Source organism: Pectobacterium peruviense (assembly GCF_002847345.1).
Lineage (GTDB): Bacteria > Pseudomonadota > Gammaproteobacteria > Enterobacterales > Enterobacteriaceae > Pectobacterium > Pectobacterium peruviense.
In genome coordinates, this window is sequence record NZ_LXFV01000022.1 from 1 (window position 1) to 22,747 (window position 22,747).

The 22,747-nt window shown below is 47.9% G+C and carries 23 protein-coding genes, 4 tRNA genes and 1 other annotated feature; of the genes, 7 read left to right on the forward strand and 20 right to left on the reverse strand.

The annotated features are described in order from the left end of the window. Window positions 1-188: 188 nt before the first annotated feature. The 3 genes from clpB to rluD form a co-directional block, all read right to left on the reverse strand. Complete coding sequence (gene clpB, locus A0G03_RS15750) at window positions 189-2,765, reverse strand: ATP-dependent chaperone ClpB (protein ID WP_048261703.1); 2,577 nt, start codon at window positions 2,763-2,765, stop codon at window positions 189-191. Between the two features lie 133 nt (window positions 2,766-2,898). After that, window positions 2,899-3,624, reverse strand: coding sequence for a purine nucleoside phosphorylase YfiH (gene yfiH / locus A0G03_RS15755; protein WP_048261711.1), 726 nt, complete (start codon window positions 3,622-3,624; stop codon window positions 2,899-2,901). 42 nt (window positions 3,625-3,666) lie between these two features. Further along, window positions 3,667-4,644 carry a 23S rRNA pseudouridine(1911/1915/1917) synthase RluD gene (gene rluD, locus A0G03_RS15760; RefSeq protein WP_048261714.1) on the reverse strand — a complete coding sequence of 326 codons (978 nt, stop codon included), beginning with the start codon at window positions 4,642-4,644 and terminating at the stop codon, window positions 3,667-3,669. A 134-nt stretch (window positions 4,645-4,778) separates the two neighbouring features. On the opposite strand from rluD, the gene bamD reads away from it, so the two are divergent. The 3 genes from bamD (at window position 4,779) to pheA (ending at window position 7,689) form a co-directional block, all read left to right on the forward strand. After that, on the forward strand, window positions 4,779-5,513 hold the full coding sequence (gene bamD, locus A0G03_RS15770; protein WP_011094861.1) for an outer membrane protein assembly factor BamD: 735 nt from the start codon (window positions 4,779-4,781) through the stop codon (window positions 5,511-5,513). Between the two features lie 323 nt (window positions 5,514-5,836). Continuing rightward, window positions 5,837-6,178, forward strand: a complete 342-nt coding sequence (gene raiA, locus A0G03_RS15775; protein ID WP_048261716.1) for a ribosome-associated translation inhibitor RaiA — start codon at window positions 5,837-5,839, stop codon at window positions 6,176-6,178. 196 nt (window positions 6,179-6,374) lie between these two features. Beyond that, window positions 6,375-6,500 (forward strand) — a sequence feature (Phe leader region). Window positions 6,501-6,528: 28 nt separating this feature from the next. Further along, on the forward strand, window positions 6,529-7,689 hold the full coding sequence (gene pheA, locus A0G03_RS15780; protein ID WP_048261720.1) for a bifunctional chorismate mutase/prephenate dehydratase: 1,161 nt from the start codon (window positions 6,529-6,531) through the stop codon (window positions 7,687-7,689). Between the two features lie 101 nt (window positions 7,690-7,790). Here the strand turns inward: pheA and tyrA are convergent, their stop codons facing one another. Further along, on the reverse strand, window positions 7,791-8,912 hold the full coding sequence (gene tyrA, locus A0G03_RS15785; RefSeq protein WP_048261723.1) for a bifunctional chorismate mutase/prephenate dehydrogenase: 1,122 nt from the start codon (window positions 8,910-8,912) through the stop codon (window positions 7,791-7,793). Window positions 8,913-8,918: 6 nt separating this feature from the next. Continuing rightward, window positions 8,919-9,992, reverse strand: a complete 1,074-nt coding sequence (locus tag A0G03_RS15790; protein WP_048261724.1) for a 3-deoxy-7-phosphoheptulonate synthase — start codon at window positions 9,990-9,992, stop codon at window positions 8,919-8,921. Between the two features lie 229 nt (window positions 9,993-10,221). Here A0G03_RS15790 and btsR point away from each other — a divergent pair, with 229 nt between their 5' ends. From btsR to A0G03_RS15805, 3 genes are all read left to right on the forward strand, one after another. Next, window positions 10,222-10,938: a two-component system response regulator BtsR gene (gene btsR, locus A0G03_RS15795; RefSeq protein WP_048261727.1), complete on the forward strand. Its 717-nt coding sequence runs from the start codon at window positions 10,222-10,224 to the stop codon at window positions 10,936-10,938. Window positions 10,939-10,986: 48 nt separating this feature from the next. Next, window positions 10,987-11,334, forward strand: coding sequence for a DUF2799 domain-containing protein (locus A0G03_RS15800; protein ID WP_048261949.1), 348 nt, complete (start codon window positions 10,987-10,989; stop codon window positions 11,332-11,334). Window positions 11,335-11,591: 257 nt separating this feature from the next. Continuing rightward, entirely contained in the window at window positions 11,592-12,530 is a 939-nt protein-coding gene (locus A0G03_RS15805; protein WP_048261732.1) for a class I SAM-dependent methyltransferase, read from the forward strand. Window positions 12,531-12,780: 250 nt separating this feature from the next. Here A0G03_RS15805 and A0G03_RS15810 read toward each other — a convergent pair whose 3' ends face one another. The 7 genes from A0G03_RS15810 to ffh form a co-directional block, all read right to left on the reverse strand. Next, on the reverse strand, window positions 12,781-13,248 hold the full coding sequence (locus A0G03_RS15810; protein WP_048261735.1) for an OB-fold protein: 468 nt from the start codon (window positions 13,246-13,248) through the stop codon (window positions 12,781-12,783). Further along, window positions 13,248-13,448, reverse strand: a complete 201-nt coding sequence (locus A0G03_RS22135; protein WP_080965258.1) for a S24/S26 family peptidase — start codon at window positions 13,446-13,448, stop codon at window positions 13,248-13,250. Before A0G03_RS22135 ends, A0G03_RS15810 begins: the two co-directional genes overlap by 1 nt. Before the next feature lie 372 nt (window positions 13,449-13,820). Then, a complete protein-coding gene (rplS, locus tag A0G03_RS15820; RefSeq protein WP_005970359.1) occupies window positions 13,821-14,168 on the reverse strand; it encodes a 50S ribosomal protein L19 in 348 nt (115 codons plus the stop codon). Between the two features lie 62 nt (window positions 14,169-14,230). Next, a complete protein-coding gene (trmD, locus tag A0G03_RS15825) occupies window positions 14,231-14,986 on the reverse strand; it encodes a tRNA (guanosine(37)-N1)-methyltransferase TrmD (RefSeq protein WP_039350655.1) in 756 nt (251 codons plus the stop codon). A 38-nt stretch (window positions 14,987-15,024) separates the two neighbouring features. Further along, window positions 15,025-15,573 (reverse strand): ribosome maturation factor RimM, encoded by a 549-nt coding sequence (gene rimM, locus A0G03_RS15830; RefSeq protein ID WP_005970361.1) that lies wholly within the window; start codon window positions 15,571-15,573, stop codon window positions 15,025-15,027. Between the two features lie 18 nt (window positions 15,574-15,591). Continuing rightward, window positions 15,592-15,840, reverse strand: a complete 249-nt coding sequence (gene rpsP / locus A0G03_RS15835) for a 30S ribosomal protein S16 (RefSeq protein WP_015841363.1) — start codon at window positions 15,838-15,840, stop codon at window positions 15,592-15,594. A 157-nt stretch (window positions 15,841-15,997) separates the two neighbouring features. Beyond that, window positions 15,998-17,359: a signal recognition particle protein gene (gene ffh / locus A0G03_RS15840; protein WP_048261738.1), complete on the reverse strand. Its 1,362-nt coding sequence runs from the start codon at window positions 17,357-17,359 to the stop codon at window positions 15,998-16,000. 169 nt (window positions 17,360-17,528) lie between these two features. Here ffh and A0G03_RS15845 point away from each other — a divergent pair, with 169 nt between their 5' ends. Beyond that, window positions 17,529-18,323, forward strand: coding sequence for a cytochrome C assembly family protein (locus A0G03_RS15845; RefSeq protein WP_048261740.1), 795 nt, complete (start codon window positions 17,529-17,531; stop codon window positions 18,321-18,323). Window positions 18,324-18,390: 67 nt separating this feature from the next. Here A0G03_RS15845 and luxS read toward each other — a convergent pair whose 3' ends face one another. The 8 genes from luxS to A0G03_RS15885 all read right to left on the reverse strand — a co-directional run bounded on the left by luxS (window position 18,391) and on the right by A0G03_RS15885 (window position 22,525). Then, window positions 18,391-18,906: an S-ribosylhomocysteine lyase gene (luxS, locus tag A0G03_RS15850; protein ID WP_048261743.1), complete on the reverse strand. Its 516-nt coding sequence runs from the start codon at window positions 18,904-18,906 to the stop codon at window positions 18,391-18,393. 150 nt (window positions 18,907-19,056) lie between these two features. Then, window positions 19,057-20,610: a glutamate--cysteine ligase gene (gene gshA / locus A0G03_RS15855; protein WP_048261746.1), complete on the reverse strand. Its 1,554-nt coding sequence runs from the start codon at window positions 20,608-20,610 to the stop codon at window positions 19,057-19,059. Between the two features lie 82 nt (window positions 20,611-20,692). Further along, window positions 20,693-21,121 (reverse strand): YqaA family protein, encoded by a 429-nt coding sequence (locus tag A0G03_RS15860; protein WP_048261749.1) that lies wholly within the window; start codon window positions 21,119-21,121, stop codon window positions 20,693-20,695. Next, window positions 21,118-21,684, reverse strand: coding sequence for a fructose-1-phosphate/6-phosphogluconate phosphatase (gene yqaB / locus A0G03_RS15865; RefSeq protein ID WP_048261751.1), 567 nt, complete (start codon window positions 21,682-21,684; stop codon window positions 21,118-21,120). The genes A0G03_RS15860 and yqaB overlap by 4 nt, the downstream gene beginning before the upstream one ends. Window positions 21,685-22,071: 387 nt before the next feature. Continuing rightward, window positions 22,072-22,148 (reverse strand) — tRNA-Arg (locus tag A0G03_RS15870). A 51-nt stretch (window positions 22,149-22,199) separates the two neighbouring features. Continuing rightward, window positions 22,200-22,276 (reverse strand) — tRNA-Arg (locus A0G03_RS15875). 71 nt (window positions 22,277-22,347) lie between these two features. Beyond that, window positions 22,348-22,424: transfer RNA gene (locus tag A0G03_RS15880), tRNA-Arg, on the reverse strand. Between the two features lie 8 nt (window positions 22,425-22,432). Continuing rightward, a tRNA-Ser gene (locus tag A0G03_RS15885) sits at window positions 22,433-22,525 on the reverse strand. Between the last annotated feature and the right edge of the window lie 222 nt (window positions 22,526-22,747).

Here is a 22,747-nt window from a genome sequence, read left to right on the forward strand (position 1 = left end):
TATTATAGGGACTTCTCGGCCGCTGACAAGCGCTAAATTCAAAATAATTTCCAAGCGTTCAAAAACAAACCAAAAAACATCATTTAGCACATTACCCATACAAAATATGAATACAATATGAGCTTAAGACGTAAAAACGGGAGACATTCAGTAGCGAATGCCACCCGTTGATTACTTACCGCTTCACATTATTCTTGCCTTGCAACTATCAGTTCACCTTCAACATCTAATGTGATCGGTTTACTGGGTATCAGTTTTCCCCCCAGTATCTGCTGAGCGAGTGGGTTCTCTATCAGTTGTTGTATCGCTCTTTTAAGCGGACGTGCACCATAGACAGGATCAAACCCGACCTCTCCGAGCATATCTAAAGCAGCATCCGCGATCGTGACGCTATATCCACGCTCTTCAAGACGTTTGTACAGTCTCTGGAGCTGAATTTGTGCGATCGATGTAATATGCGCCCTTCCCAGTGGATGGAATACGACGACTTCATCAATACGGTTAATAAACTCAGGACGGAAGCTGTGGCTAACAACTTCAAGAACCATATCTCTCATTTCGGTATAGCTGCGCTCACCAAAACGTTCTTGAATAAGGTCAGATCCCAAGTTTGACGTCATGATGACGACAGTATTGCGGAAGTCGACAGTTCTCCCCTGTCCATCAGTAAGGCGGCCATCATCCAATACCTGAAGCAAGATATTAAACACATCAGGGTGTGCCTTTTCGATCTCATCCAGCAAAATGACCGAATAGGGACGACGGCGTACGGCTTCCGTCAAATAGCCCCCTTCTTCATAGCCGACATATCCAGGAGGCGCACCGACCAGACGTGAAACCGAGTGTTTCTCCATAAACTCAGACATATCGATACGCACCATGGCGTCGTCACTGTCGAAGAGAAAAGTTGCCAGCGTTTTGCAGAGTTCAGTTTTCCCCACACCTGTTGGTCCGAGGAACAGGAACGAACCGATCGGACGATTAGGATCGGATAACCCTGCTCGGCTACGACGAATAGAATTCGCTACTGCCTCAACGGCTTCGTTTTGCCCAATCACTCGCTGATGCAGCTCATCTTCCATTCGCAATAATTTTTCTTTCTCACTTTCCAACATGCGAGAAACAGGAATTCCAGTCCAGCGTGCCAGCACATCAGCGATTTCAACATCAGTGACTCGATTACGCAGCAAATGCACCGTTTTTCCTTCCTGCTGCGTTGCGGCTGCCAACTGCTTCTCTAGCTCGGGGATTTTGCCGTATTGCAGCTCAGACATTCTCCCTAGATCTCCCTGACGTCGAGCCTGTTCCAACGCAATTTTGGCCTGTTCTAAAGAAGCCTTAATATTCTGCGTTCCGGTGAGTGACGCTTTTTCCGCTTTCCACTCTTCGTCTTGTCGGGAATATTCACGCTCTTTTTGGTCAAGTTCCGTACTTAGCAACTCAAGCCGCTTTTGACTGGCTTCATCAGATTCTTTCTTCAGAGCCTGTTGTTCCAGCTTTAACTGGATGATTCGGCGCTCAAGCCGATCGAGAGGCTCTGGTTTTGAATCAATCTGAATACGTATACTGGATGCCGCCTCATCAATCAGATCAATGGCTTTATCCGGTAACTTACGATCCGAAATATAGCGATGGGACAACATTGCCGCTGCAACAATCGCCGGGTCAGTAATTTGCACATGATGGTGCAATTCATAACGCTCTTTCAATCCACGCAAAATCGCAATGGTGTCTTCAACGGTAGGTTCCGCGACAAACACTTTCTGGAAACGACGCTCAAGCGCGGCGTCCTTTTCAATATATTGACGATATTCATCCAGCGTCGTCGCCCCAACACAATGCAGCTCACCTCGAGCCAGCGCGGGTTTTAGCATATTGCCGGCATCCATCGCGCCATCAGCTTTACCCGCCCCCACCATCGTATGCAGTTCATCAATAAACAGAATGACATTACCTTCCTGTTTAGACAGATCGTTGAGCACACCTTTCAGACGTTCTTCAAACTCACCACGATATTTCGCACCAGCCACCAGCGCGCCCATATCTAGAGAAAGCACGCGCTTGTTTTTCAGGCCTTCAGGCACTTCTCCATTAACGATACGTTGGGCTAACCCTTCAACTATCGCCGTTTTACCCACACCGGGTTCACCAATTAATACCGGATTATTTTTGGTCCTACGCTGTAAGACCTGAATAGTGCGACGAATCTCTTCATCACGCCCGATAACCGGGTCGAGCTTGCCTTGTTCTGCACGTTCAGTGAGATCAATAGTGAATTTTTTTAATGCCTGGCGCTGATCTTCAGCCCCTTGATCGTTCACTTGCTCTCCTCCTCTCACTTGATCAATCGCGTTCGTTACACCTTGCTGCGTGACACTCGCCTTTTTCAATATATCCCCCAGCGTGCCGCGAGACTCCAAAGCAGCAAGCACGAAAAGTTCTGAGGAAATAAAGGTATCACCACGCTTTTGCGCAAGTTTGTCGCACATATTCAATGCGCGAACTAACTCGTTCGAAGGCTGGACATCACCATCAGTGCCTTCAACCTGAGGCAAACGCGTGATTGCCTGGTCGATTTCAGCTTTCAGGTGATTAAGATTGGCTCCTGCGACAGTCAGAAGTGGACCAACAGTTCCTCCGTCCTGATGAAGCAAAGCGCTCATCAAATGAAGTGGTTCAATAAACTGGTGATCGCGCCCAAGGGCAAGAGACTGGGCATCAGCAAGAGCAAGTTGGAATTTGTTGGTAAGACGATCCAGACGCATAACACCTCCCGTACACTGGTCAAAATTGCTACTGGAGATTAAATGAGGTCATCCCTCAAAAATTTCAAGGTTATTTTGCCAGTCGTGACGGGATTTAAATGTTACTTATCTTGGATCGCCTTAATTCAATAGGTTATATCAGCCAGATTAAACTTGCCATACGGCCCGTCACGCCATCACGCCGATAAGAGAAGAATTTGTGAGGTTCGCTCACAGTACAGGAATTCCCACCAAAAATTTGCGTTATCCCTGCAGCGCGTAAACGCAGACTCGCTAGCTGGTATATATCGGCAAAAAATTTGTTTCCTTCAGGCCTAAATGCAGAGGCCGCCGACGCGTTATGCTGAATAAACGCATCCCTAACTTCAGGACCGACTTCAAAAGCATCAGGCCCGATAGCGGGTCCAAACCATGCCATAATTTGCGCGGGCTTCGCTCGAAAACAGGCTACTGTCTCTTCCAGCACACCCGCGTGTAATCCTCGCCAACCAGCATGTGCGGCAGCGACTTCATTGCCGTTGATTGCACAAAAAAGCACAGGCAAACAGTCGGCCGTCATCACCGCACAAACCTGACCTTTCTTATCGGTATAGGCAGCATCACCGCAAACGGACGATGGCAACGCCTCGCCAATACGAATCACATCAGTACCGTGAACCTGTTCCAACCAATGTGGCATAGCAGGAAGACCAGCCATCTCCACCAGCGTTTGCCGATTTGCGCTGACTAGTTCGGACTCATCACCCACATGATTCCCAACATTCAGCGAGTCATAAGGTGCCAAACTACGCCCGCCAATACGCGTCGTGCTGCAAGATTTCACACTTTCTGGCAAAGGCCAGTCGGGGTATATCAGCATAGTCCGTCACCTCTATAGTCAGCACTTATCGTATTGAATGCATTACCAGTCGAGTTGATCCTGAAACGCCGCGGTATCGGCTTTCAACGCATCAATCAAATCGACCATATCCTGCGGCAGTGCCGCATGCCATTCCATTTGAATTCCGGTAATAGGGTGGTAGAAACGTAACATGGTAGCGTGCAGTGCCTGACGATCGAAGCCACGCAGCGTTTTAATGAAATCATCCGACGCACCTTTTGGCGGACGAGGACGACCACCGTATAACTGATCGCCAACCAACGGATGGTCAATATGCGACATATGCACACGAATCTGATGGGTGCGCCCCGTTTCCAGACGCAACCGCAAACGGGTATGCGCACGGAAATGCTCCATAATGCGATAGTGAGTCACGGCGGGCTTGCCCATCGGGTGCACCGCCATGTGAGTACGCTTGGTTGCGTGACGGGCGATAGGTTGCTCGACCATGCCACCAGCCGTCATCGAACCAATCGCAACGGCCTCATACTCACGAGTAATTTCGCGCGCCTGTAATGCTTCAACTAAACGTGTCTGTGCTGGTACAGTTTTCGCCACCACCATGAGCCCAGTGGTATCTTTATCAAGCCGGTGCACAATCCCTGCACGGGGCACATCAACAATCTCAGGGTAGTGATGTAACAAGGCATTCAATACCGTGCCATCTGGATTACCCGCACCGGGGTGAACCACTAGACCTCTGGGTTTATTGATGACCAGAATGTCCTCATCTTCATACACGATATCCAGCTTGATATCCTGTGCTTCCCAGCGTGCTTCTTCTTCAATCAATGCATCAATGGCTACCGATTCGCCGCCAAGTACTTTCTCTTTTGGCTTATTGATGACATTGCCGTTAATCTGTACCCGATTCTCAAGAATCCACTCTTTTATGCGGGATCGTGAATAATCAGGGAACAATTCGGCCAAAGCCTGATCTAAACGTTGTCCGAGTTGAGATTCGGCCACCGTTGCGGTGAGTTGTACTTGTTGTGCCATATTATGCAGCTTCTTCGTTAACGTTGGGTTTTGACGGCGATGCCGTTTAAAATAATGTACTATTGTAGCTGGTCTAAATCGGGAGCTAAACGGACAGCCTCCCGGAATAACATTCTGAGGATAATCAAAACGTCATGACGCGTATGAAATATCTGGTGGCTGCCGCCACGTTGAGCCTGGCGCTGGCTGGTTGCTCCAGCAATTCCAAAGATGCGGTTCCTGATAGTCCGCCATCTGAAATCTATGCCAATGCTCAACAAAAACTGCAGGACGGCAACTTTAAAGCAGCCATCACGCAGTTGGAAGCACTGGATAACCGGTATCCCTTTGGTCCATATTCGCAGCAAGTACAGTTGGATTTGATCTACGCCTATTACAAATCCGCGGAGCTGCCATTGGCCCAAGCTTCTATTGACCGCTTCCTGCGACTCAACCCGACCCATCCAAACGTGGATTATGTCCTGTACATGCGCGGCCTGACCGACATGGCGCTGGATGATAGCGCGTTACAAGGCTTCTTCGGCGTCGATCGTTCCGATCGCGATCCGCAGTATGCCCGCACCGCATTCCGGGATTTCAGTAAGCTCATTCAGGGGTATCCGAACAGCCAATACGCCACCGACGCAAACAAGCGTTTGGTTTACCTCAAAGAGCGTCTGGCCAAGTATGAACTTTCTGTCGCGCAATACTACACGAAACGTGGCGCTTATGTGGCAGTAGTTAATCGCGTTGAGCAAATGCTGCGTGATTACCCAGATACTCAGGCAACAAAAAATGCCCTGCCGTTGATGGAAAGCGCTTACCGTGAACTGCAGTTGGCCGCACAGGCAGACAAAGTCGCAAAAGTGATTGCCGCTAATCCGGCATAAACGATAAGTGACAGCCAATAATCAGACGGCAGCTTCGGTTGCCGTTTTTTTTATGTTTCGACCTGTTCGTTATACATCGATAAGCAGGAAAAATAGGGTTGGCAGGAGTCAAAAACAGCGCGGTGACATCAATACATCCTATCAATAATGGCACAGGCCAGATGCCCCCTCAAGTACTTCCCTTCTATTCCCGATGGCGCTTCACAAATCGCATTTTCTTGACAAAAAGTGACGAAAAAAAGCGATCAAAATCACGCTTTTTGCCACAACTCACTGTATGCTGAAATTATCCAAGACGGACATAGGCAGAGAGGTAAGTTTATATGACTATTAATATTACCAGTAAGCAAATGGATATCACCCCCGCAATTCGTCAACATGTCGAAGACCGTCTTACTAAGCTGGATAAGTGGCAAACCCAGCTGATTAACCCTCATATCATTCTGTCAAAAGAACCTCAGGGTTTTGTGGCTGATGCCACGATCAGTACGCCGAATGGCCCGCTGGTTGCCAGTGCTAAACATGACGATATGTATGCCGCTATCAATGAGTTGATTACCAAGCTCGAACGCCAGTTGGACAAACTCCAACACAAAGGTGAAGCCAGACGCGCGGTAGCGGGTGTTAAAGAAGCTAATCTACAACCGACGCAAGAAGAAGAGTAATCTCCACTCTATTCATCTCAATATAACGCGCCCTTGGGCGCGTTTTTGCATACTAAGCGCCGCTATCTGCGTCCTAAAGAACCAATGCAATACACGGTTTAAAAGTACGCTCGGCGATTTTGTATTGACAGGATGAAAAGCCAACAGTTACCTTACCTGCTCAGAATCTGGATATCTTCCTGACTAACCGAGTAAACATGATCAATAAACTGTTCTTCTTCGTATTCTTTTTCACCTTCCCCTGATTTGGGAGGCGATTCGTCGTAAGAGCAAGAATACGAAGACGAACAAAAAAGCCTCCTGACCAGGAGGCTTTTTTTATATAAGAACATAAGACAGGTAACAGCATCATGACAGACAACCCATTACTGGTACTGCGAGAGCGCATCAGCGCATTGGATCTGCAATTAATTGAAATATTGGCACAAAGACGAGAACTCGCGTTGGACGTTGCCCGCAGTAAATTACATTCGCATCGTCCAATCCGGGACAAAGAGCGTGAGCGTGATTTGCTGGACAAGCTGACAGCCGCAGGGAAAAAACACCACCTTGATGGTCATTACATTACTCGCTTATTTCAGCTCATCATTGAAGATTCAGTACTGACGCAGCAGGCGCTCTTACAGCACCACCTCAATCAAACAACATCACACTCTGCCCGCGTCGCCTTTCTCGGTCCGAAGGGGTCTTATTCCCATCTCGCAGCCCGCCAATATGCCGCACGACATTTCGAGCAATTTATTGAGTGCGGTTGCCAGAAGTTTCAGGATATTTTCAACATGGTGGAAACAGGGCAAGCCGACTATGCCGTTTTACCCATTGAAAATACCAGTTCCGGTTCGATTAACGATGTCTACGACCTGCTGCAACACACGGGGTTATCCATCGTTGGTGAATTAACCAACCCGATAAACCACTGCGTTTTAGTTGCTACTGATACGTCATTGGCACAGATCGAAACGGTTTACAGCCACCCTCAGCCATTCCAGCAGTGTAGCCATTTCATCAATCGTTTTCCGCACTGGAAAATTGAATATTGTGAAAGCACGGCTGCGGCGATGGAAAAAGTGGCTGCACTCAATTCTCCAAAAGCAGCGGCACTCGGCAGCGAAGCTGGTGGTCAGCTTTACCAATTACAGGTACTGGAACATGATCTGGCCAATCAATCACAAAACATCACCCGCTTCATTGTATTAGCGCGTAAGCCGATTGATGTGACTGAACAAGTCCCCGCAAAAACCACGTTGATTATGGCAACAGGTCAGCAGTCAGGTGCACTGGTGGAGGCACTGTTGGTATTGCGAGATAACGGCATTGTGATGACTAAGCTGGAATCCAGGCCGATCAACGGTAACCCGTGGGAAGAGATGTTCTATCTTGATGTGCAGGCCAATTTGCGCGGCGATGCCATGCAGAAAGCGCTAAAAGGATTAGCCCCCATTACCCGCTCGTTGAAAGTGTTGGGCTGTTACCCCAGTGAAAACGTCGTACCTGTTGATGTAAACGAATAGTCGATGTGAACGAATAATTGAAAAAGCCATCCTGGTTTCCCACCGGGGTGGCTTTTCAAGCACAATTCCAATATCAAGCACCATCTAAAACTCAAACGTACTTACTGGCGAATATCATTTGCCTGACGTAAAAGCACGCGGCTTTCAGCCTGAAAGCGTTTGGCATAGTCGCCGAACCAGTGCTCGACCTTCTTAAAGCTGCTGATAAACTCTGCTTTATCTACCTGCTCCAGTAACTCAATGGCTTCGCCAAAACGTTTGTAGTAACGCTTAATCAACGCCAAATTATCCTCTGAAGACATAATAATGTCGGCATACAACTGCGGATCCTGCGCAAACAGTCGCCCAACCATAATCAATTCCAGACGATAGATTGGTGATGACAGCGCTAATAGCTGTTCAAGTTGCACATTCTCTTCCGCTAAATGCAGGCCATAGGCAAATGTCGCGAAGTGGCGCAGTGCTTGAATGAACATCATGTTCTGATCGTGTTCGACCGCGCTAATGCGATGCAGACGCGCCCCCCATACCTGAATCTGTTCCAGTAGCCACTGATAAGCTTCCGGCTGTCGGCCATCGCAATAAACAACAACCTGTTTGGCAAGGCTACCGCTGTCTGGCCCAAACATCGGGTGCAAGCCGAGCACCGGACCATTATGCGCCGCCAGCATCGCCTGAAGTGGGCCATTTTTCACTGAGGCCAAATCAACCAAAATACAGTCGTCTGGCAAAGCAGGCAGACGTGCAATAACCTGTTCGGTAACATGAATCGGCACGCTGACAATCACCATAGCCGCATCAGACAACAGCTCATCCGCACGCGGCCAGTCATCTTGCTCCAGGATCCTCACCTGATATCCCGACAGCGTCAGCATTTTCTCAAACAGATTCCCCATTTGACCACGGCCACCAATGATGACAACCGGACGCAATTGTGGGCACAGCGTTTTAAAGCCTTTGTCGTTTTCGCTGGAATAGGACTCGCGCATAGTGCGCCGCAGGATATCCTCAATAAGATCCGGCGGAACCCCCATCGACGCTGCCTCATTACGGCGTGAGCTGAGCATGGCCGCTTCACGATCGGGCGCATAAATGGGTAAACCATAGCGACTTTTCACTTCACCCACTTCCGCCACCAAACGCAACCGACGTGATAAGAGCGCGACAAGCTCCTTATCTACTTCATCTATCTGATCACGTAATGCGGTCAGTTCAGCTACCATATCTTGTTACTCTCCTAAATGTTTCACACGTGCGGCACTCAGATCTTGATGAACGGAACGCAGCAACGTTTCTGTACTTTCCCAACTGATACAGGCATCCGTGACCGATACACCGTAGCGCATATCTGAACGCGGTTGTTCTGAAGACTGGCTCCCCTCGTTAAGGTGGCTTTCCAGCATCAATCCTATAATCGAACGATTTCCCGCCTTGATTTGCTCAATTGCAGATTCAACAACAAGTGGCTGACGGCGGTAGTCTTTATTCGAATTGCCGTGGCTACAATCTATCATCAGCGCAGGTCTCAGTCCCGCTTCCTGCATCTGTTTTTCACATTCGGCGACATCTTGCGCACTGTAGTTTGGTTCTTTACCACCGCGCAGAATCACGTGACCATCAACGTTACCCTGCGTTTGCAGCAAACAAACTTGCCCAGTTTGATTGATACCGACGAAGCGGTGAGGCATCGCGGCAGCTCTCATCGCGTTGATCGCTGTTCCCAAACTGCCATCAGTACCATTTTTGAACCCGACTGGCATCGACAGGCCAGAAGCCATCTCGCGGTGCGTTTGTGATTCAGTCGTACGTGCGCCGATAGCTGACCAGCTAAATAGATCGCCCAGGTACTGCGGACTGTTCGGATCAAGCGCTTCTGTCGCTAGCGGCAGCCCCATATTCACCAGTTCCAACAGCAACCCACGAGCGATGTGCAGCCCTGATTCCACATCAAATGAACCATCCATGAACGGATCGTTGATGAGCCCTTTCCAGCCCACGGTTGTGCGTGGCTTTTCAAAATAAACGCGCATCACAATGTAGAGGCGATCGTTCAATTCAGCAGCAAGCGACTGCAGGCGGCGCGCGTATTCCAACGCAGCATCCGTATCATGAATAGAACAAGGCCCGCAGACAATCAGCAGCCGGTCATCACGGCCATGAATAATATCTGCGATGGTCGCTCTCGCTTGCGCAATGTCGCGTTGCTCCGCGTCGTTAAGCGGAAACTTGGCTTTCAATTCATCGGGAGTAATCAAAACCTGTTCTGCACTGATATTAATATTATTAAGTGAATCTTTTTGCATGATCCCATTCCTGAAGAGTTCGGTATGTTCGCGATCGTCTTTACAACCTACGCGTAATGTTTACACCATAACACGAACCGTAAAGATTTCAATCCACATGGTGTAAATAAAAAATTACCACCCTAAATATTGCCAGAAAAACAATATCTGCATGCTCTATCACTCCCCGACGCAACCATGCTAATCCCTAGCATGAATAATGGTAGAATCACGCTAACAAGGGGGAAGGATGCTGAAAACCATAATCATCGATGACGAACAGCTGGCACGCGAAGAGCTCAGCCTGCTATTGGAAAATGAATCTGATATCACCATCATTGCACAGTGCAGCAATGCGCTAGAGGCAATACCCGCAATCCACCGGTTGCAGCCGGATGTGATTTTTCTGGATATACAGATGCCAAAGGTCAGCGGGTTAGAGCTGGTTGCAATGCTGGATCCAGAAAATATGCCTTACGTCGTCTTCGTGACAGCCTATGATGAATACGCAGTAAGAGCATTTGAAGAACATGCTTTTGACTATTTGCTAAAACCACTGGATGCACAGCGGCTGAGTAAAACGCTAAACCGTCTACGCCGCGGCACAAGTGTAAATAAAAACGTACAGATAATTTCAGAACCCTTACTCCGCCATATTCCCTGCAACGGACACAATCGTATTTTTTTGCTCAAGATTGAGGAAGTCGAGTATCTTTGTTCGGAACTCAGTGGCGTGCACGTAGTGGGAGTCAGCCAGTCTGGCTACACCCAACTTTCACTGAAAACACTGGAAGAGAAAACGCCTTTTGTCCGTTGCCATCGTCAATATATGGTTAACACAGAGCAACTGAAAGAAATCCAGCTAATGGAAAACGGCGCAGCAGAAGTGCTGACACATACGGGGAAACATATCCCCGTCAGTCGCCGCTACCTCAAGCTACTGAAAGAAAAGCTGGGCATCGCCTGATAACGATGTTCATTCAGGCCAATGGCCGCAAATATTAAAGGTTTGATGATGAAATACAGTTATGTCTTGGCTGTAATTCTTTTAATGACAGCATGCCAAAGCAACACACCGTCGCTACCGGCTAAAAGCGAGTCAGGATTCTGGTATGAAGCTGGTTACCAGGATGCGACCTCTGGCATGGTCGTAAAAGACGATGGCACCTTGCAGGAATGGTTTGGTAATCCACAGGTTGACCGTGACACCTACCTGCGCGGTTATCAGGCAGGGCAATTGGCTTTTTGTCGTGCAGATAACATGGAAGAATGGGGAAAAGCAGGGAAAAACTTTCCCGCCAGCTGCGATGGCGTAGAAGCAGCGGAGACACTGCGAACCCACTGGCAACAGAATCTACCTTAACATCTTCCTGAATAACGATGATCCATACTAATACGCAACGTAGCTGATAGAAAGCTAGGACTCATCGCATCTGGTAACAATTCCACTCACTTTTGTACTCGCACAGAAATACGCCAGACATACCTCGCCCCTATCATTGCCAACATGAATAATCACATTAAGTTATTAACAATCTAATGTTGGGATAACGAAAGCTCATAGGTCACTTCGAGTTAATCCCATTATTCCTGATAGCGATTATATTATGGAGTGCTCACATGCTCGGTTCAAACAAGCCTCATAACGCGTCTCTGAATAGTAGCCCAAGACTCTTGTCACACGATACCTCATCAAAAGAAAGCCATGATGAACGGGTCGCGGCGGTAAAAAACAAAATTCTCGAGTCAGGCGTTCACCTCGGGATTTCCGTAGAAGAACAGTTGGCGCTTCTGGATGCTTTTTCCCATCTTGAGTTAGGTCAGTTTTTACTAAAACACCATGGGCTAAATGCGTACTGGACACATAATGTGATAACACATAGGCCAGATCGCTATGTTAATCCACTCGAAGAAATCATCTACACACAGTTACCCAGCGTTTTGGCAACACGTGAACGATTCGGTATTTTCCAGCGCCTGCTTCAAGAGCTCTTGCGCCCCGACGCCATCATGGTATCCGTCCCCTGCGGCGTCATGGCAGATTTACTGCTGCTGGATTATACGCGGCATCGAGATGTGAAATTAATCGGGATCGATCTGGATAAACAAGCGCTGGAAGAAGCGTATAAACTTGCCAGTCAGCAAGGGTTAGAAAACCAGATATCATTGGTTCTTGCTGATGCCTGGACAATTGATCTAGCAGCACAAGCCGATGTGATTACCAGCAATGGACTCAATGTTTATGAGCAAGATGATGACAAAGTCACTGAGCTTTACCGCGTGTTCTACTCTGGATTGAAGCCAGGAGGCACGCTGATAACCAGCTTTATGACACCGCCCCCTACGCTGTCGCAAGATTCCCCATGGGCAAGCTCTGACCCGAAATTGCTAGCACTTCAGTATGTACTTTTCTCGCGCATTATTGGCGCAACATGGACAGCATTTCGTACCCACAAACAAACACAGTCGCAGTTAGAGCAGGCCGGATTCACAGACATTCAGTTTATAAACGATCGTATGCACATGTATCCAACAGTTATCGCGAATAAACCTTTCTGAGCAGGGTAGGAAATTGGCACCAACGCGATACGTTGATCGCCGTAACCGATCAATATCGGAAAATTGATCTGTATAAACGTTTATAAAATAACCACATCTGATGTCATCATGATGCTGAAATTCAAACAATAATGATGGCATCAGGGAAAGCGAAGCCCACCAAAGATGGTGGGCTTTTTACTGTCATAATAGTGTTCAGGCACCGGTTAGGGATAAAATGGCGGCACTAATTAACCGCCATAAAAATGCTCTAATTTACAAATACACAATTACGACCGGCTGGAGCACCAATAATACGCGTTACACTTTCACATCTAACAACAATCTTCTGTCCTTTCTTTAAAGAGATCGCCGTTGATTTCTCTGAATCGATAATATGCATCATTGCAGGAAGAAACTCATTACTAGTTTTTAATTGAACAATAATAGCGTCGGTAAAATCCTTATCAATAGATTGTACTGTGCCTGATATTTCTACAATCTTCCCTTTCATTTTTTCATCTATAGCAACTTCATTCTCTTCATAAGCGTTGAACAATCCGCTAGCAGTAGTCTTATAAACCTCTGGCGCTTTACTTTCTGGCACAGGAGTACTTACAGCGTTACTCACAGAAGCGTTAGATTCACTACCTTTGTTTGCTTTTTTGTCATCTGCGAAATAACCAATAACAATTAAAGCAACAAAAATATAAAGTACCCACTTAAAAAACTTCTTCATTACATATCCCTGAGTAATACAACTTTTTTAGTTTCCATCACAACCCCCAGAAGGGTTACCTTATCAATATCACATTCAAAACTTATTGTTTCACCCGTAATATTAATTCTTTTATCAGGAAGAACGGCAACAGTATAAACGTCGTAACTCCCATCAATATCAAGTAACCATAAGCCATTACTTGATTTTTTTGCTAAAATCGATCATCCAAGAGTAATTCACCTTTCCAACGAGCCTTGAATCATTACCGACAGAAGAAATGAAGTCAGGTTCCAAAGACCAATATTAATTAGCTCACCGGATACTCAAACAAAACAACTCCAGCAGGTAGTCACCGAACTAACTATCACGTTAAAACAATTACTACGTGCAATAATGGACTGTCGTTATAATCAAACCAGAGAGCCTTATTCGTAACTGGCTCTCTGACGGAACTATCATACTCGTCCCTGCAAGTACCTGAGATGTCTTTTATCTATCTTTTCTCTGCCGCCACTCAGACAAAAAAAAGCCTAGCAATTTCGCTAGGCATTTTAAAAATAACAACTTTCGGATGTTGCGAAAGCGCTATCTTAGTTAAGACGCTCTTTGATACGAGCAGACTTACCAGTACGCTCACGCAGGTAGTACAGTTTGGCTTTACGCACGGCACCACGACGTTTAACAGAGATGCTGTCAATAACTGGAGAGTGAGTCTGGAATACACGCTCCACGCCTTCGCCGTTAGAAATTTTGCGAACAGTGAATGCAGAATGCAGACCGCGGTTACGAATAGCGATAACCACGCCCTCGAATGCCTGCAGACGTTTTTTGCTGCCTTCAACAACCCATACCTTCACTTCTACGGAATCACCCGGACGAAATGCAGGTACGTCCTGCTTCATTTGTTCGTCTTCGATTTGCTTAATAATGTTGCTCATAATATGTCTCTTACCCTAGGTAAACTGATAGTTGGGTTCGCGCAGTAAACTGGCGTAACCACCTAATACTCTTGTTGCTCAGACTGATATTCACGTTGGAATTCAGCCAGCAACCTTGTTTGCTCGTCAGTCAGAGCTAGGCTTTTCAGAAGTTCAGGTCTTCTAAGCCAGGTTCGGCCCAGCGACTGCTTCAATCGCCAGCGGCGTATTTCCGCATGGTTGCCAGACAGTAGTACTGCCGGAACGTCCATGCCTTCCAGTATTTCAGGGCGAGTGAAATGAGGACAATCCAGCAATCCGTCGGCAAAAGAATCTTCTTCTGCTGAAGCCTGATGTCCCAGAACGCCCGGTATAAAGCGGGCGACGGAGTCAATCAGGGTCATCGCTGGCAGTTCCCCACCGCTGAGTACGTAATCCCCTATAGACCATTCTTCATCGATCTCGGTTTTAATTACGCGCTCATCAATCCCTTCGTACCGTCCACAGACCAGAATCATCTTCTGGTTCGTAGCAAGTTGACGTACGCCTTGCTGATCTAATTTACGGCCCTGAGGTGATAAATAAATCACTCTCGCGCCTTCGCCTGCCGCTGCTTTTGCTGCGTGGATCGCATCCCGTAAAGGTTGCACCATCATCAGCATACCGGGGCCGCCGCCATAAGGCCTATCGTCCACGGTGCGATGCCGATCGTAAGTGAAGTCGCGAGGACTCCAATACTGTACGTTCAGCAGGCCATTTTTAACTGCCCGGCCAGTGACTCCGTAATCAGTAATTGCCCGGAACATCTCTGGAAACAGGCTAATCACCCCAATCCACATAGCTTCGTTCCGTTGGATACTACTGGTCGATTCAGAGTTCAAAAACCAGGGTCCCAATCTACTTCAACAGTCTGAGCAGAAAGGTCGACGCGCTTAACAACCTGTTCGGTGAGGAACGGAACCAGCCGCTCCTTGACTCCGAAGGCATCTTTCAGGTTAGCCTTTATCACCATCACATCATTCGAGCCGGTTTCCATCATGTCGATGATTTTACCCAACTCATAACCTGTTACGGTCACGACCTGACAGCCAATAAGATCCTTCCAGTAATAATCACCTTCACCCAGATCGGGCAGTTGTGACGAATCTACGACAATTTCACAATTGGTCAGTAAATTAGCCGCATCACGGTCATCAGCACCTTTCACTTTGATGATCAGATCCTGATTGTGATACTTCCAGCCTTCAATCTCGACAAGCTGCCAACCGCTTTTACTCTGGATAAACCAAGGTTGATAATCAAAAATGCTATCGGCATCTTCGGTGGATGAAAACACTCTGAGCCAACCTCGGATGCCATACGCCGACCCAATTTTCCCCATCACAATCGGGTTAACGGGAGGTTTTGGACTAAGTTGATTGCTCATTATCACCACCGCAACAGATTATGCTGCTTTTTTAGCGTCTTTGATCAGCGAAGATACGCGATCAGACACAGTTGCACCCAGACCAAGCCAATGCTCGATACGGTCCAGATCCAGACGCAGGGCTTCTGCTTGACCAGCTGCGATTGGGTTGAAGAAACCTACGCGCTCGATGAAACGACCATCACGCGCATTGCGGCTGTCGGTCACGACTACTTGATAGAAAGGGCGTTTTTTCGCGCCGCCACGTGCCAAACGAATTGTTACCATAACATCCTCTTTAGTGAATAAAACAACTGGGCCCCATCGAGGAACGGAGCCCAGTATGTCATATAAAAAGCCCGAAAATTTTACTCATTTTGGCGCAAAAAGCAATCTAAAGCGTATAATCTCGCCAAGAGTTTCTCTGCACCATCGGTTTTGAAGGTTAACGCCCCGGGAATCCTGGTGGCATCATCCCTTTCATGCCGCGCATCATTTTCGCCAAGCCGCCGTTTTTCATCTTCTTCATCATTCGCTGCATGTCATCAAATTGCTTCAGAAGACGGTTCACATCCTGCACCTGCATGCCAGAACCCTGTGCGATACGACGTTTACGCGAACCTTTGATAATCTCGGGTTTAGCACGCTCTTGGATCGTCATCGAATTAATGATCGCCTCCATACGCACCAGCACCTTGTCATCCATTTGCGATTTAACATTATCAGGCAGTTGGCCCATGCCAGGCATTTTACTCATCATGCTCGCCATGCCGCCCATGTTGCGCATCTGCTTAAGCTGATCCAGGAAATCGGTCAAATCGAATCCGTCGCCCTTCTTCAGCTTCTTGGCCAGCTTCTCTGCCTGTGTACGATCCACCTTGCTTTCAATATCTTCAATCAGTGAAAGCACATCGCCCATGCCAAGAATGCGTGATGCGACGCGATCGGGATAGAATGGCTCTAGCGCTTCGGTTTTTTCGCCGACACCAAGGAATTTAATCGGCTTGCCAGTAATATGGCGGATAGATAACGCCGCACCGCCGCGGGCATCACCATCAATTTTGGTGAGGATCACACCGGTCAGTGGCAGCGCTTCATTAAAGGCTTTCGCCGTATTCGCTGCATCCTGCCCCGTCATGGCATCAACCACAAACAGCGTTTCAACCGGCTTAATCGCCGCATGAACCTGCTTGATTTCATCCATCATCGCGTCATCGACGTGGAGACGACCGGCGGTATCGACCAACAGGACATCGTAGAATTTCAACTTAGCGTGTTGTAACGCACGTTCTACGATAGCAAGTGGCTTCTCCTGCGCATCAGACGGGAAGAAATCGACACCTACCTGCTGTGCCAGCGTTTCCAACTGTTTAATCGCCGCAGGGCGATAAACGTCAGCAGAAACCACCAGCACTTTTTTCTTCTGCTTTTCACGCAGGAACTTACCCAGTTTGCCCACACTGGTCGTTTTACCTGCACCTTGTAGACCCGCCATCAGGACCACCGCAGGCGGCTGAGCGGCAAGGTTCAGCTCGGCATTAATTTCACCCATTGCGCTGACAAGTTCGTTTTTAACAATCTTGACGAACTCTTGACCCGGCGTCAGGCTTTTGTTGACGTCATGTCCCACAGCACGTTCTTTTACGCGATTGATAAAATCACGCACCACGGGTAACGCTACGTCGGCTTCCAGCAATGCCATACGCACTTCACGCAGCGTTTCTTTAATGTTTTCTTCAGTCAACCGCCCGCGGCCGCTGATATTGCGCAATGTGCGCGAGAGTCGATCGGTTAAATTTTCAAACATATCTCATGCTCAACGTAAGACAGGCCGCCAGCGCGACACGAATGGAAGAGATTATACACAAAAGCGGGAACGATCTCAGCGCTGCTGACGGAGAACTGTTGGTACCCACGACGACTAACGCTATACTGATTCTCTATTTTACCTAGTTGATATTTAATAACCTATTTGTATGTCTGTTTTCGCTATTGTGGCGCTTGCCGCCTACACACTCAGCCTCGGACTGATTATCCCCAGTCTGCTGCGCAAGAACAGTGCATATCGTCGGCTGGCAATACTCTCGGCCAGCGCTGCGCTAATCTGCCATGCGGTGGCGCTTTATCAACGCATTTTCGATGTTCAGGCGGGTCAAAACCTTAGTCTGTTGAATATCGGTTCGCTTGTCAGCCTCATTATTTGTACGGTTATGACGATTGTCGCAGCACGCGATCGCGGCTGGTTTATTCTCCCTATCGTCTACACCTTTGCGCTGATCAATCTCGCCTTCGCCAGCTTCATGCCAAGTGAGTTTATTACGCATCTGGAAGCGTCACCGGGGTTGATGATCCATATCGGCCTGGCGCTGTTCTCCTATGCAACCTTGCTGATTGCGGCACTTTATGCGCTCCAGCTTGCCTGGCTTGATTATCTGCTCAAGAACAAAAAACTCGGTTTTGCCGCTGACATGCCGCCGCTGATGGGCATTGAACGTAAGATGTTTCACATCACGCAGATTGGCGTCATCCTGCTCACGCTGACGCTCTGTACCGGCTTGTTCTATATGGATAACCTCATCGATAACAAAGAGAACCTGCACAAAGCGGTGTTCTCCCTGTTTGCCTGGTTCATCTATATTCTATTGCTCTGGGGGCATTACCATGAAGGCTGGCGAGGTCGGCGCGTCGTCTGGTTTAGTCTAATTGGCGCACTGATGCTGACGCTTTCCTACTTTGGCAGCCGGGTTATACAACATTTTCTCGCGGTCTGACATGTTCAATAGCACAAAAAAGAGAGCCCACTTTCGGCTCTCTTTTTTATCTGTTCATACCCAAAAACTAGATATGTAGCTCAGCCAGTTTATCTTTCGGCAGTGCCAGATCGTCATTTTGGTTGATACCAACATCGTGATCCAGAATATGCTGAGCGATTTCCTGTGCTTCTTCCAGTGAATGCATATCATAGGTGCCGCATTGGAATTCATTCAGTTCAGGGATTTTACGCTGGTCAGTCACTTTCAGAACGTCCGCCATCGCGGCTTTCCAGGAAGCAGCAACACGTTGCTCATCAGGCGTACCAATCAGGCTCATGTAGAAACCGGTACGGCATCCCATCGGAGAAATATCGATAATCTCAACGCCATCACCGTTTAAATGATTCCGCATGAAGCCAGCAAACAGGTGTTCTAGCGTATGAATGCCACGCTCAGGCATGACTTCGATGTTCGGACGGCAGAAACGCAGATCAAATACCGTAATAGTGTCGCCATGAGGGGTTTTCATGGTTTTAGCGACCCGAACAGCAGGTGCAGCCATTCGAGTATGGTCAACGGTAAAGCTATCTAGTAACGGCATAATGCCATCTCCTCATAGAAAAAATTCATTTTTTCTCGTTTCCGGGAAACTTTTCCTTTTTATGCGAGTCTGACTTACTGAAAGACGCGCATTTATTATCATCCCTATTAGAGATGTTTATTTGGCCACAGTTTCTGTGGCCTTTTCTTTTTAATGCGTCGCCAGATAATCGTCAAAATCCATCGTATCTTCAGACTCAATCTGACGCTGGCGCTGCCAAGAGCGTTCGCTCTCAGCGGCCAATTGTTCTTCCGTCAACACCTGCAACGGCTCACTGCTGAGCATTTTGCGGTATTCTTCCGCTAAATTCAGCCCAACGCTACCATTGCCTTCTTGCTTCATCAACGTTAACAGTCGGCCAGAGAACGTCGTTTCAGGATCGTCAAAACCAACGAGTAGCTCATCACATACCTGCTGATAATGTGGTTGATCGTTTTCCGCGTCCAGCACTTCCGCAACACGACGTAAATCCGCAAACAGGGATTTTCCCACCTCAGCAATCGGTTGTTGGATGGTTTCACACCGCATACCTACCGTTTGCCCAGGCTTACGACCTTCAAGGATCACGCGATTCCAGTTTTTACGTGTACACAGTAGTTCATCCGCGCTCATTTCTGGCGCATCCGCCAACGCACACCAGATCAGGAATAAATCCAGGAAACGCACCTGACTTTCACTCACCCCGGTCGGAGAGAACGGATTGATATCCAGCGAGCGGACTTCGATATATTCGATCCCACCACGCAGTAAGGCATCCGATGGCGTTTCACCCGCACGCGTCACACGCTTAGGACGAATTGGCGCATAGAGCTCGTTCTCAATCTGCAAGACGTTCGTATTCAATTGTAGATAACGACCATCCTTCTTCATACCAACCTGAGCATATTCCTCAGACGGCGTTTTTATCGCACGTTTTAACGCGGCGACATAGGTGTCCAGATCGTTAAACGTAATTCCCAAGTTGCTCTGTGATTTATTGGTATAGCCTAAATCACTGAGCCGTAGAGAGGTCGCATAAGGCAGGTAAAGCATGCCTTTTTCAGTACGCTCAAACGGTAGCGCAGTTTCTCGCCCTCTCAGGAAAGAAGAACAGATCGCCGGAGACGCGCCAAACAGGTAAGGGATAACCCAGCCAAAGCGGTAATAGTTACGAATCAGTCTGAAGTATCCCGCAGATATGGCTTTTTTCCCGCTTTCTGCGTCAGCGACGCCTTCTCGCGCCTGCCAGAATGACAGCGGAAGAGAGAAGTTATAATGCACGCCGGAAATGGTCTGCATCAATGCGCCATAGCGATTTTTCAGCCCTTCACGGTAAAGCGTCTTAAAACGCCCGACATTTGAAGAGCCATACTGCGCCAACTCTATATTTTGCTCGCTGTCGATAAAGCACGGCATGCTCAATGGCCACATCCTTTCATCGCCCAGATTACGGGAAACGTGACGATGAATATCGCGCAGGAACGTCAGCAAGTGATCGACATCTTTGTCGACCGGCGTAATGAACTCCAACAGAGCTTCTGCAAAGTCCGTCGTAATCCATGGGTGTGCCAACGCAGAGCCCAATATTTCAGGGTGCCCTGTCGTAGCAAGATGTCCGTCTGCTGTTACGCGCAATGTTTCGCGCTCAATTCCACGCTGAATACCCTTCACTGCCAATGGGTGTTTTTCCAGCCAAGAAAGTGCTTCTGAAATGTCCGGGATCAAATCGACCTCCCGTTGTTAAAATGTAATGGTTGTAAGCATAATTGAAACTCAGCAGCACTCACCAGTTTGCATTGCAACCTGGCTAAGACCACCACGCCATACCCTGTAACGTTATACCTGCTAATACGATATATCGTAGCGCTTTTCCAATTCCGATAAAAACCGCCGATTTCACCCAGGGCATACGTAACCAACCCGCTAACACGCACAATAAATCGCCTACTACCGGCACCCAGCTAAATAACAGCGCAGCGCAACCATAGCGCTGTAACCAGCGCATGGCCACCGTATACCCAGCTTGTTGTTTTGGTTGAGGGAGTAAGCGCCCTATAAAAATATTTGTTAACCCACCCAGCGTATTTCCTACCGTTGCTACTGTGATCAACAGGTAGGGCTTTGCGCTGTCAGCCAGCAATAATGTCACCAGCAGAACTTCCGAACTGCCGGGCAACAATGTTGCGCTGAGCAGGCTACTCCAGAAAAGAGAAAAAACGGCCCAGAACTCACTCACAATGTTCGGACATCAACCACGGCCATATTAGCTCGCTTAGCGGCTTCAACACCGTAATCGGCATCTTCAAACACGATGCAGTGTTCCGGTGCGACAGAAATCAACGCTGCGCAACGCAGAAAAGTATCGGGGAAAGGCTTATGCTGCGTGACATCATCAGCCCCAACGATCGCGTCAAAATAGTCATGCAGACCCAAATGCGTGAGTAATCTGTCTGCCATACCATGCGTGCTACCCGTGCCGACCGCCATAGGACGACGCCCGCGATAATGTTTAACAACATCAATCAGCGGCAGTGGTTTCACAGTATCTAGCAGCATTTCCTCAACAATGGCGTTTTTTTCCGCGGCCAGTTGGTGAGCATCAATATCAGCCTGATGGCTGTCGATAATACGCTGCGCAATACGCCAGGTAGGCGAACCGTTCAATGCGGTCATGGCACTGGCATCATAACTCATACCATATCGGGCAAGAACCAGATCCCACGCTTTATGGTGCGTCGGCTCTGTATCAAGCAGGGTGCCATCCATATCAAAGATCAGCCCTTGATAGCGATCGTACATCATGACTCCATGACCACTGAAAAGAGAGCTTACTTTATCGTAAAGTGAAAACGTTGTCGCTTACTCAATAACCTTATAAAAAACAGGTAATTATCACTATAGGAGTAAGGCAGTCTTCATTTATACGTAGGTTCAATCTCAATATATAGGCAGGAGAAGAGATAAGAGTTCATGCAGGAGCATGCTTAGAAAAATATCGGTCTGAATTAGCAGAACAGGAAAACAGTGGCACTGTAGCGCTAAAAATATGGAAGAGAGCGAAGTGGTAAAACAAAGATGGTGCTGCTGAGAAAAATTGTCTACTTAATATTGAAACGCCTTCGCTTATACGAAGCGATTCGGTTAACGGCTAGACAAGAACAGATAATGATTTATTTACGTCAAAATTGGTGCATCCGGGAGGATTCGAACCTCCGACCGCTCGGTTCGTAGCCGAGTACTCTATCCAGCTGAGCTACGGATGCAGAGTGTGGTGCAGAAATATGGGGTGAGTAATTAAACGAGATACTTAAGAATGGTGCATCCGGGAGGATTCGAACCTCCGACCGCTCGGTTCGTAGCCGAGTACTCTATCCAGCTGAGCTACGGATGCATTACTAATTCTTCATCTACGACAAAACTTGCTTTCACTAATATTACTTGCCTTGCAAAGGCTGTCTTTAATGGTGCATCCGGGAGGATTCGAACCTCCGACCGCTCGGTTCGTAGCCGAGTACTCTATCCAGCTGAGCTACGGATGCATATTAAATGGCGGTGAGGGAGGGATTCGAACCCTCGATGCAGCTTTTGACCGCATACTCCCTTAGCAGGGGAGCGCCTTCAGCCTCTCGGCCACCTCACCTTACATTACCTGTTTCGCTACTAAGTACTTCTTGTTAGTGCTCACCGGTACTGCGTGGCGCACATATTACTTTCCCAGACTTATAAGTCAAACAATTTTTCCCACCTTGCGTTCGTTTGAACAATTCGCATCCAAGACGCGCACTTTCACAACAAAAAGTCTGTTTTATCGACAGAAAAACAGACGGTTACCTTGCGACAATAAGCGCATAGTAAAAGTCGA

Coding starts and splice junctions, on each gene's coding strand:
- A0G03_RS15810 (WP_048261735.1), bottom strand. CDS start 13,248: ATGAAGAAGTTTTTTAAGTGGGTACTTTATATTTTTGTTGCTTTAATT.
- A0G03_RS15800 (WP_048261949.1), top strand. CDS start 10,987: ATGAAATACAGTTATGTCTTGGCTGTAATTCTTTTAATGACAGCATGC.
- luxS (WP_048261743.1), bottom strand. CDS start 18,906: ATGCCGTTACTAGATAGCTTTACCGTTGACCATACTCGAATGGCTGCA.
- yfiH (WP_048261711.1), bottom strand. CDS start 3,624: ATGCTGATATACCCCGACTGGCCTTTGCCAGAAAGTGTGAAATCTTGC.
- trmD (WP_039350655.1), bottom strand. CDS start 14,986: ATGTGGATTGGGGTGATTAGCCTGTTTCCAGAGATGTTCCGGGCAATT.
- A0G03_RS15845 (WP_048261740.1), top strand. CDS start 17,529: ATGTCTGTTTTCGCTATTGTGGCGCTTGCCGCCTACACACTCAGCCTC.
- rimM (WP_005970361.1), bottom strand. CDS start 15,573: ATGAGCAATCAACTTAGTCCAAAACCTCCCGTTAACCCGATTGTGATG.
- rplS (WP_005970359.1), bottom strand. CDS start 14,168: ATGAGCAACATTATTAAGCAAATCGAAGACGAACAAATGAAGCAGGAC.
- A0G03_RS15805 (WP_048261732.1), top strand. CDS start 11,592: ATGCTCGGTTCAAACAAGCCTCATAACGCGTCTCTGAATAGTAGCCCA.
- A0G03_RS15790 (WP_048261724.1), bottom strand. CDS start 9,992: ATGCAAAAAGATTCACTTAATAATATTAATATCAGTGCAGAACAGGTT.
- tyrA (WP_048261723.1), bottom strand. CDS start 8,912: ATGGTAGCTGAACTGACCGCATTACGTGATCAGATAGATGAAGTAGAT.
- pheA (WP_048261720.1), top strand. CDS start 6,529: ATGACAGACAACCCATTACTGGTACTGCGAGAGCGCATCAGCGCATTG.
- yqaB (WP_048261751.1), bottom strand. CDS start 21,684: ATGTACGATCGCTATCAAGGGCTGATCTTTGATATGGATGGCACCCTG.
- ffh (WP_048261738.1), bottom strand. CDS start 17,359: ATGTTTGAAAATTTAACCGATCGACTCTCGCGCACATTGCGCAATATC.
- bamD (WP_011094861.1), top strand. CDS start 4,779: ATGACGCGTATGAAATATCTGGTGGCTGCCGCCACGTTGAGCCTGGCG.
- btsR (WP_048261727.1), top strand. CDS start 10,222: ATGCTGAAAACCATAATCATCGATGACGAACAGCTGGCACGCGAAGAG.
- rpsP (WP_015841363.1), bottom strand. CDS start 15,840: ATGGTAACAATTCGTTTGGCACGTGGCGGCGCGAAAAAACGCCCTTTC.
- raiA (WP_048261716.1), top strand. CDS start 5,837: ATGACTATTAATATTACCAGTAAGCAAATGGATATCACCCCCGCAATT.
- rluD (WP_048261714.1), bottom strand. CDS start 4,644: ATGGCACAACAAGTACAACTCACCGCAACGGTGGCCGAATCTCAACTC.
- clpB (WP_048261703.1), bottom strand. CDS start 2,765: ATGCGTCTGGATCGTCTTACCAACAAATTCCAACTTGCTCTTGCTGAT.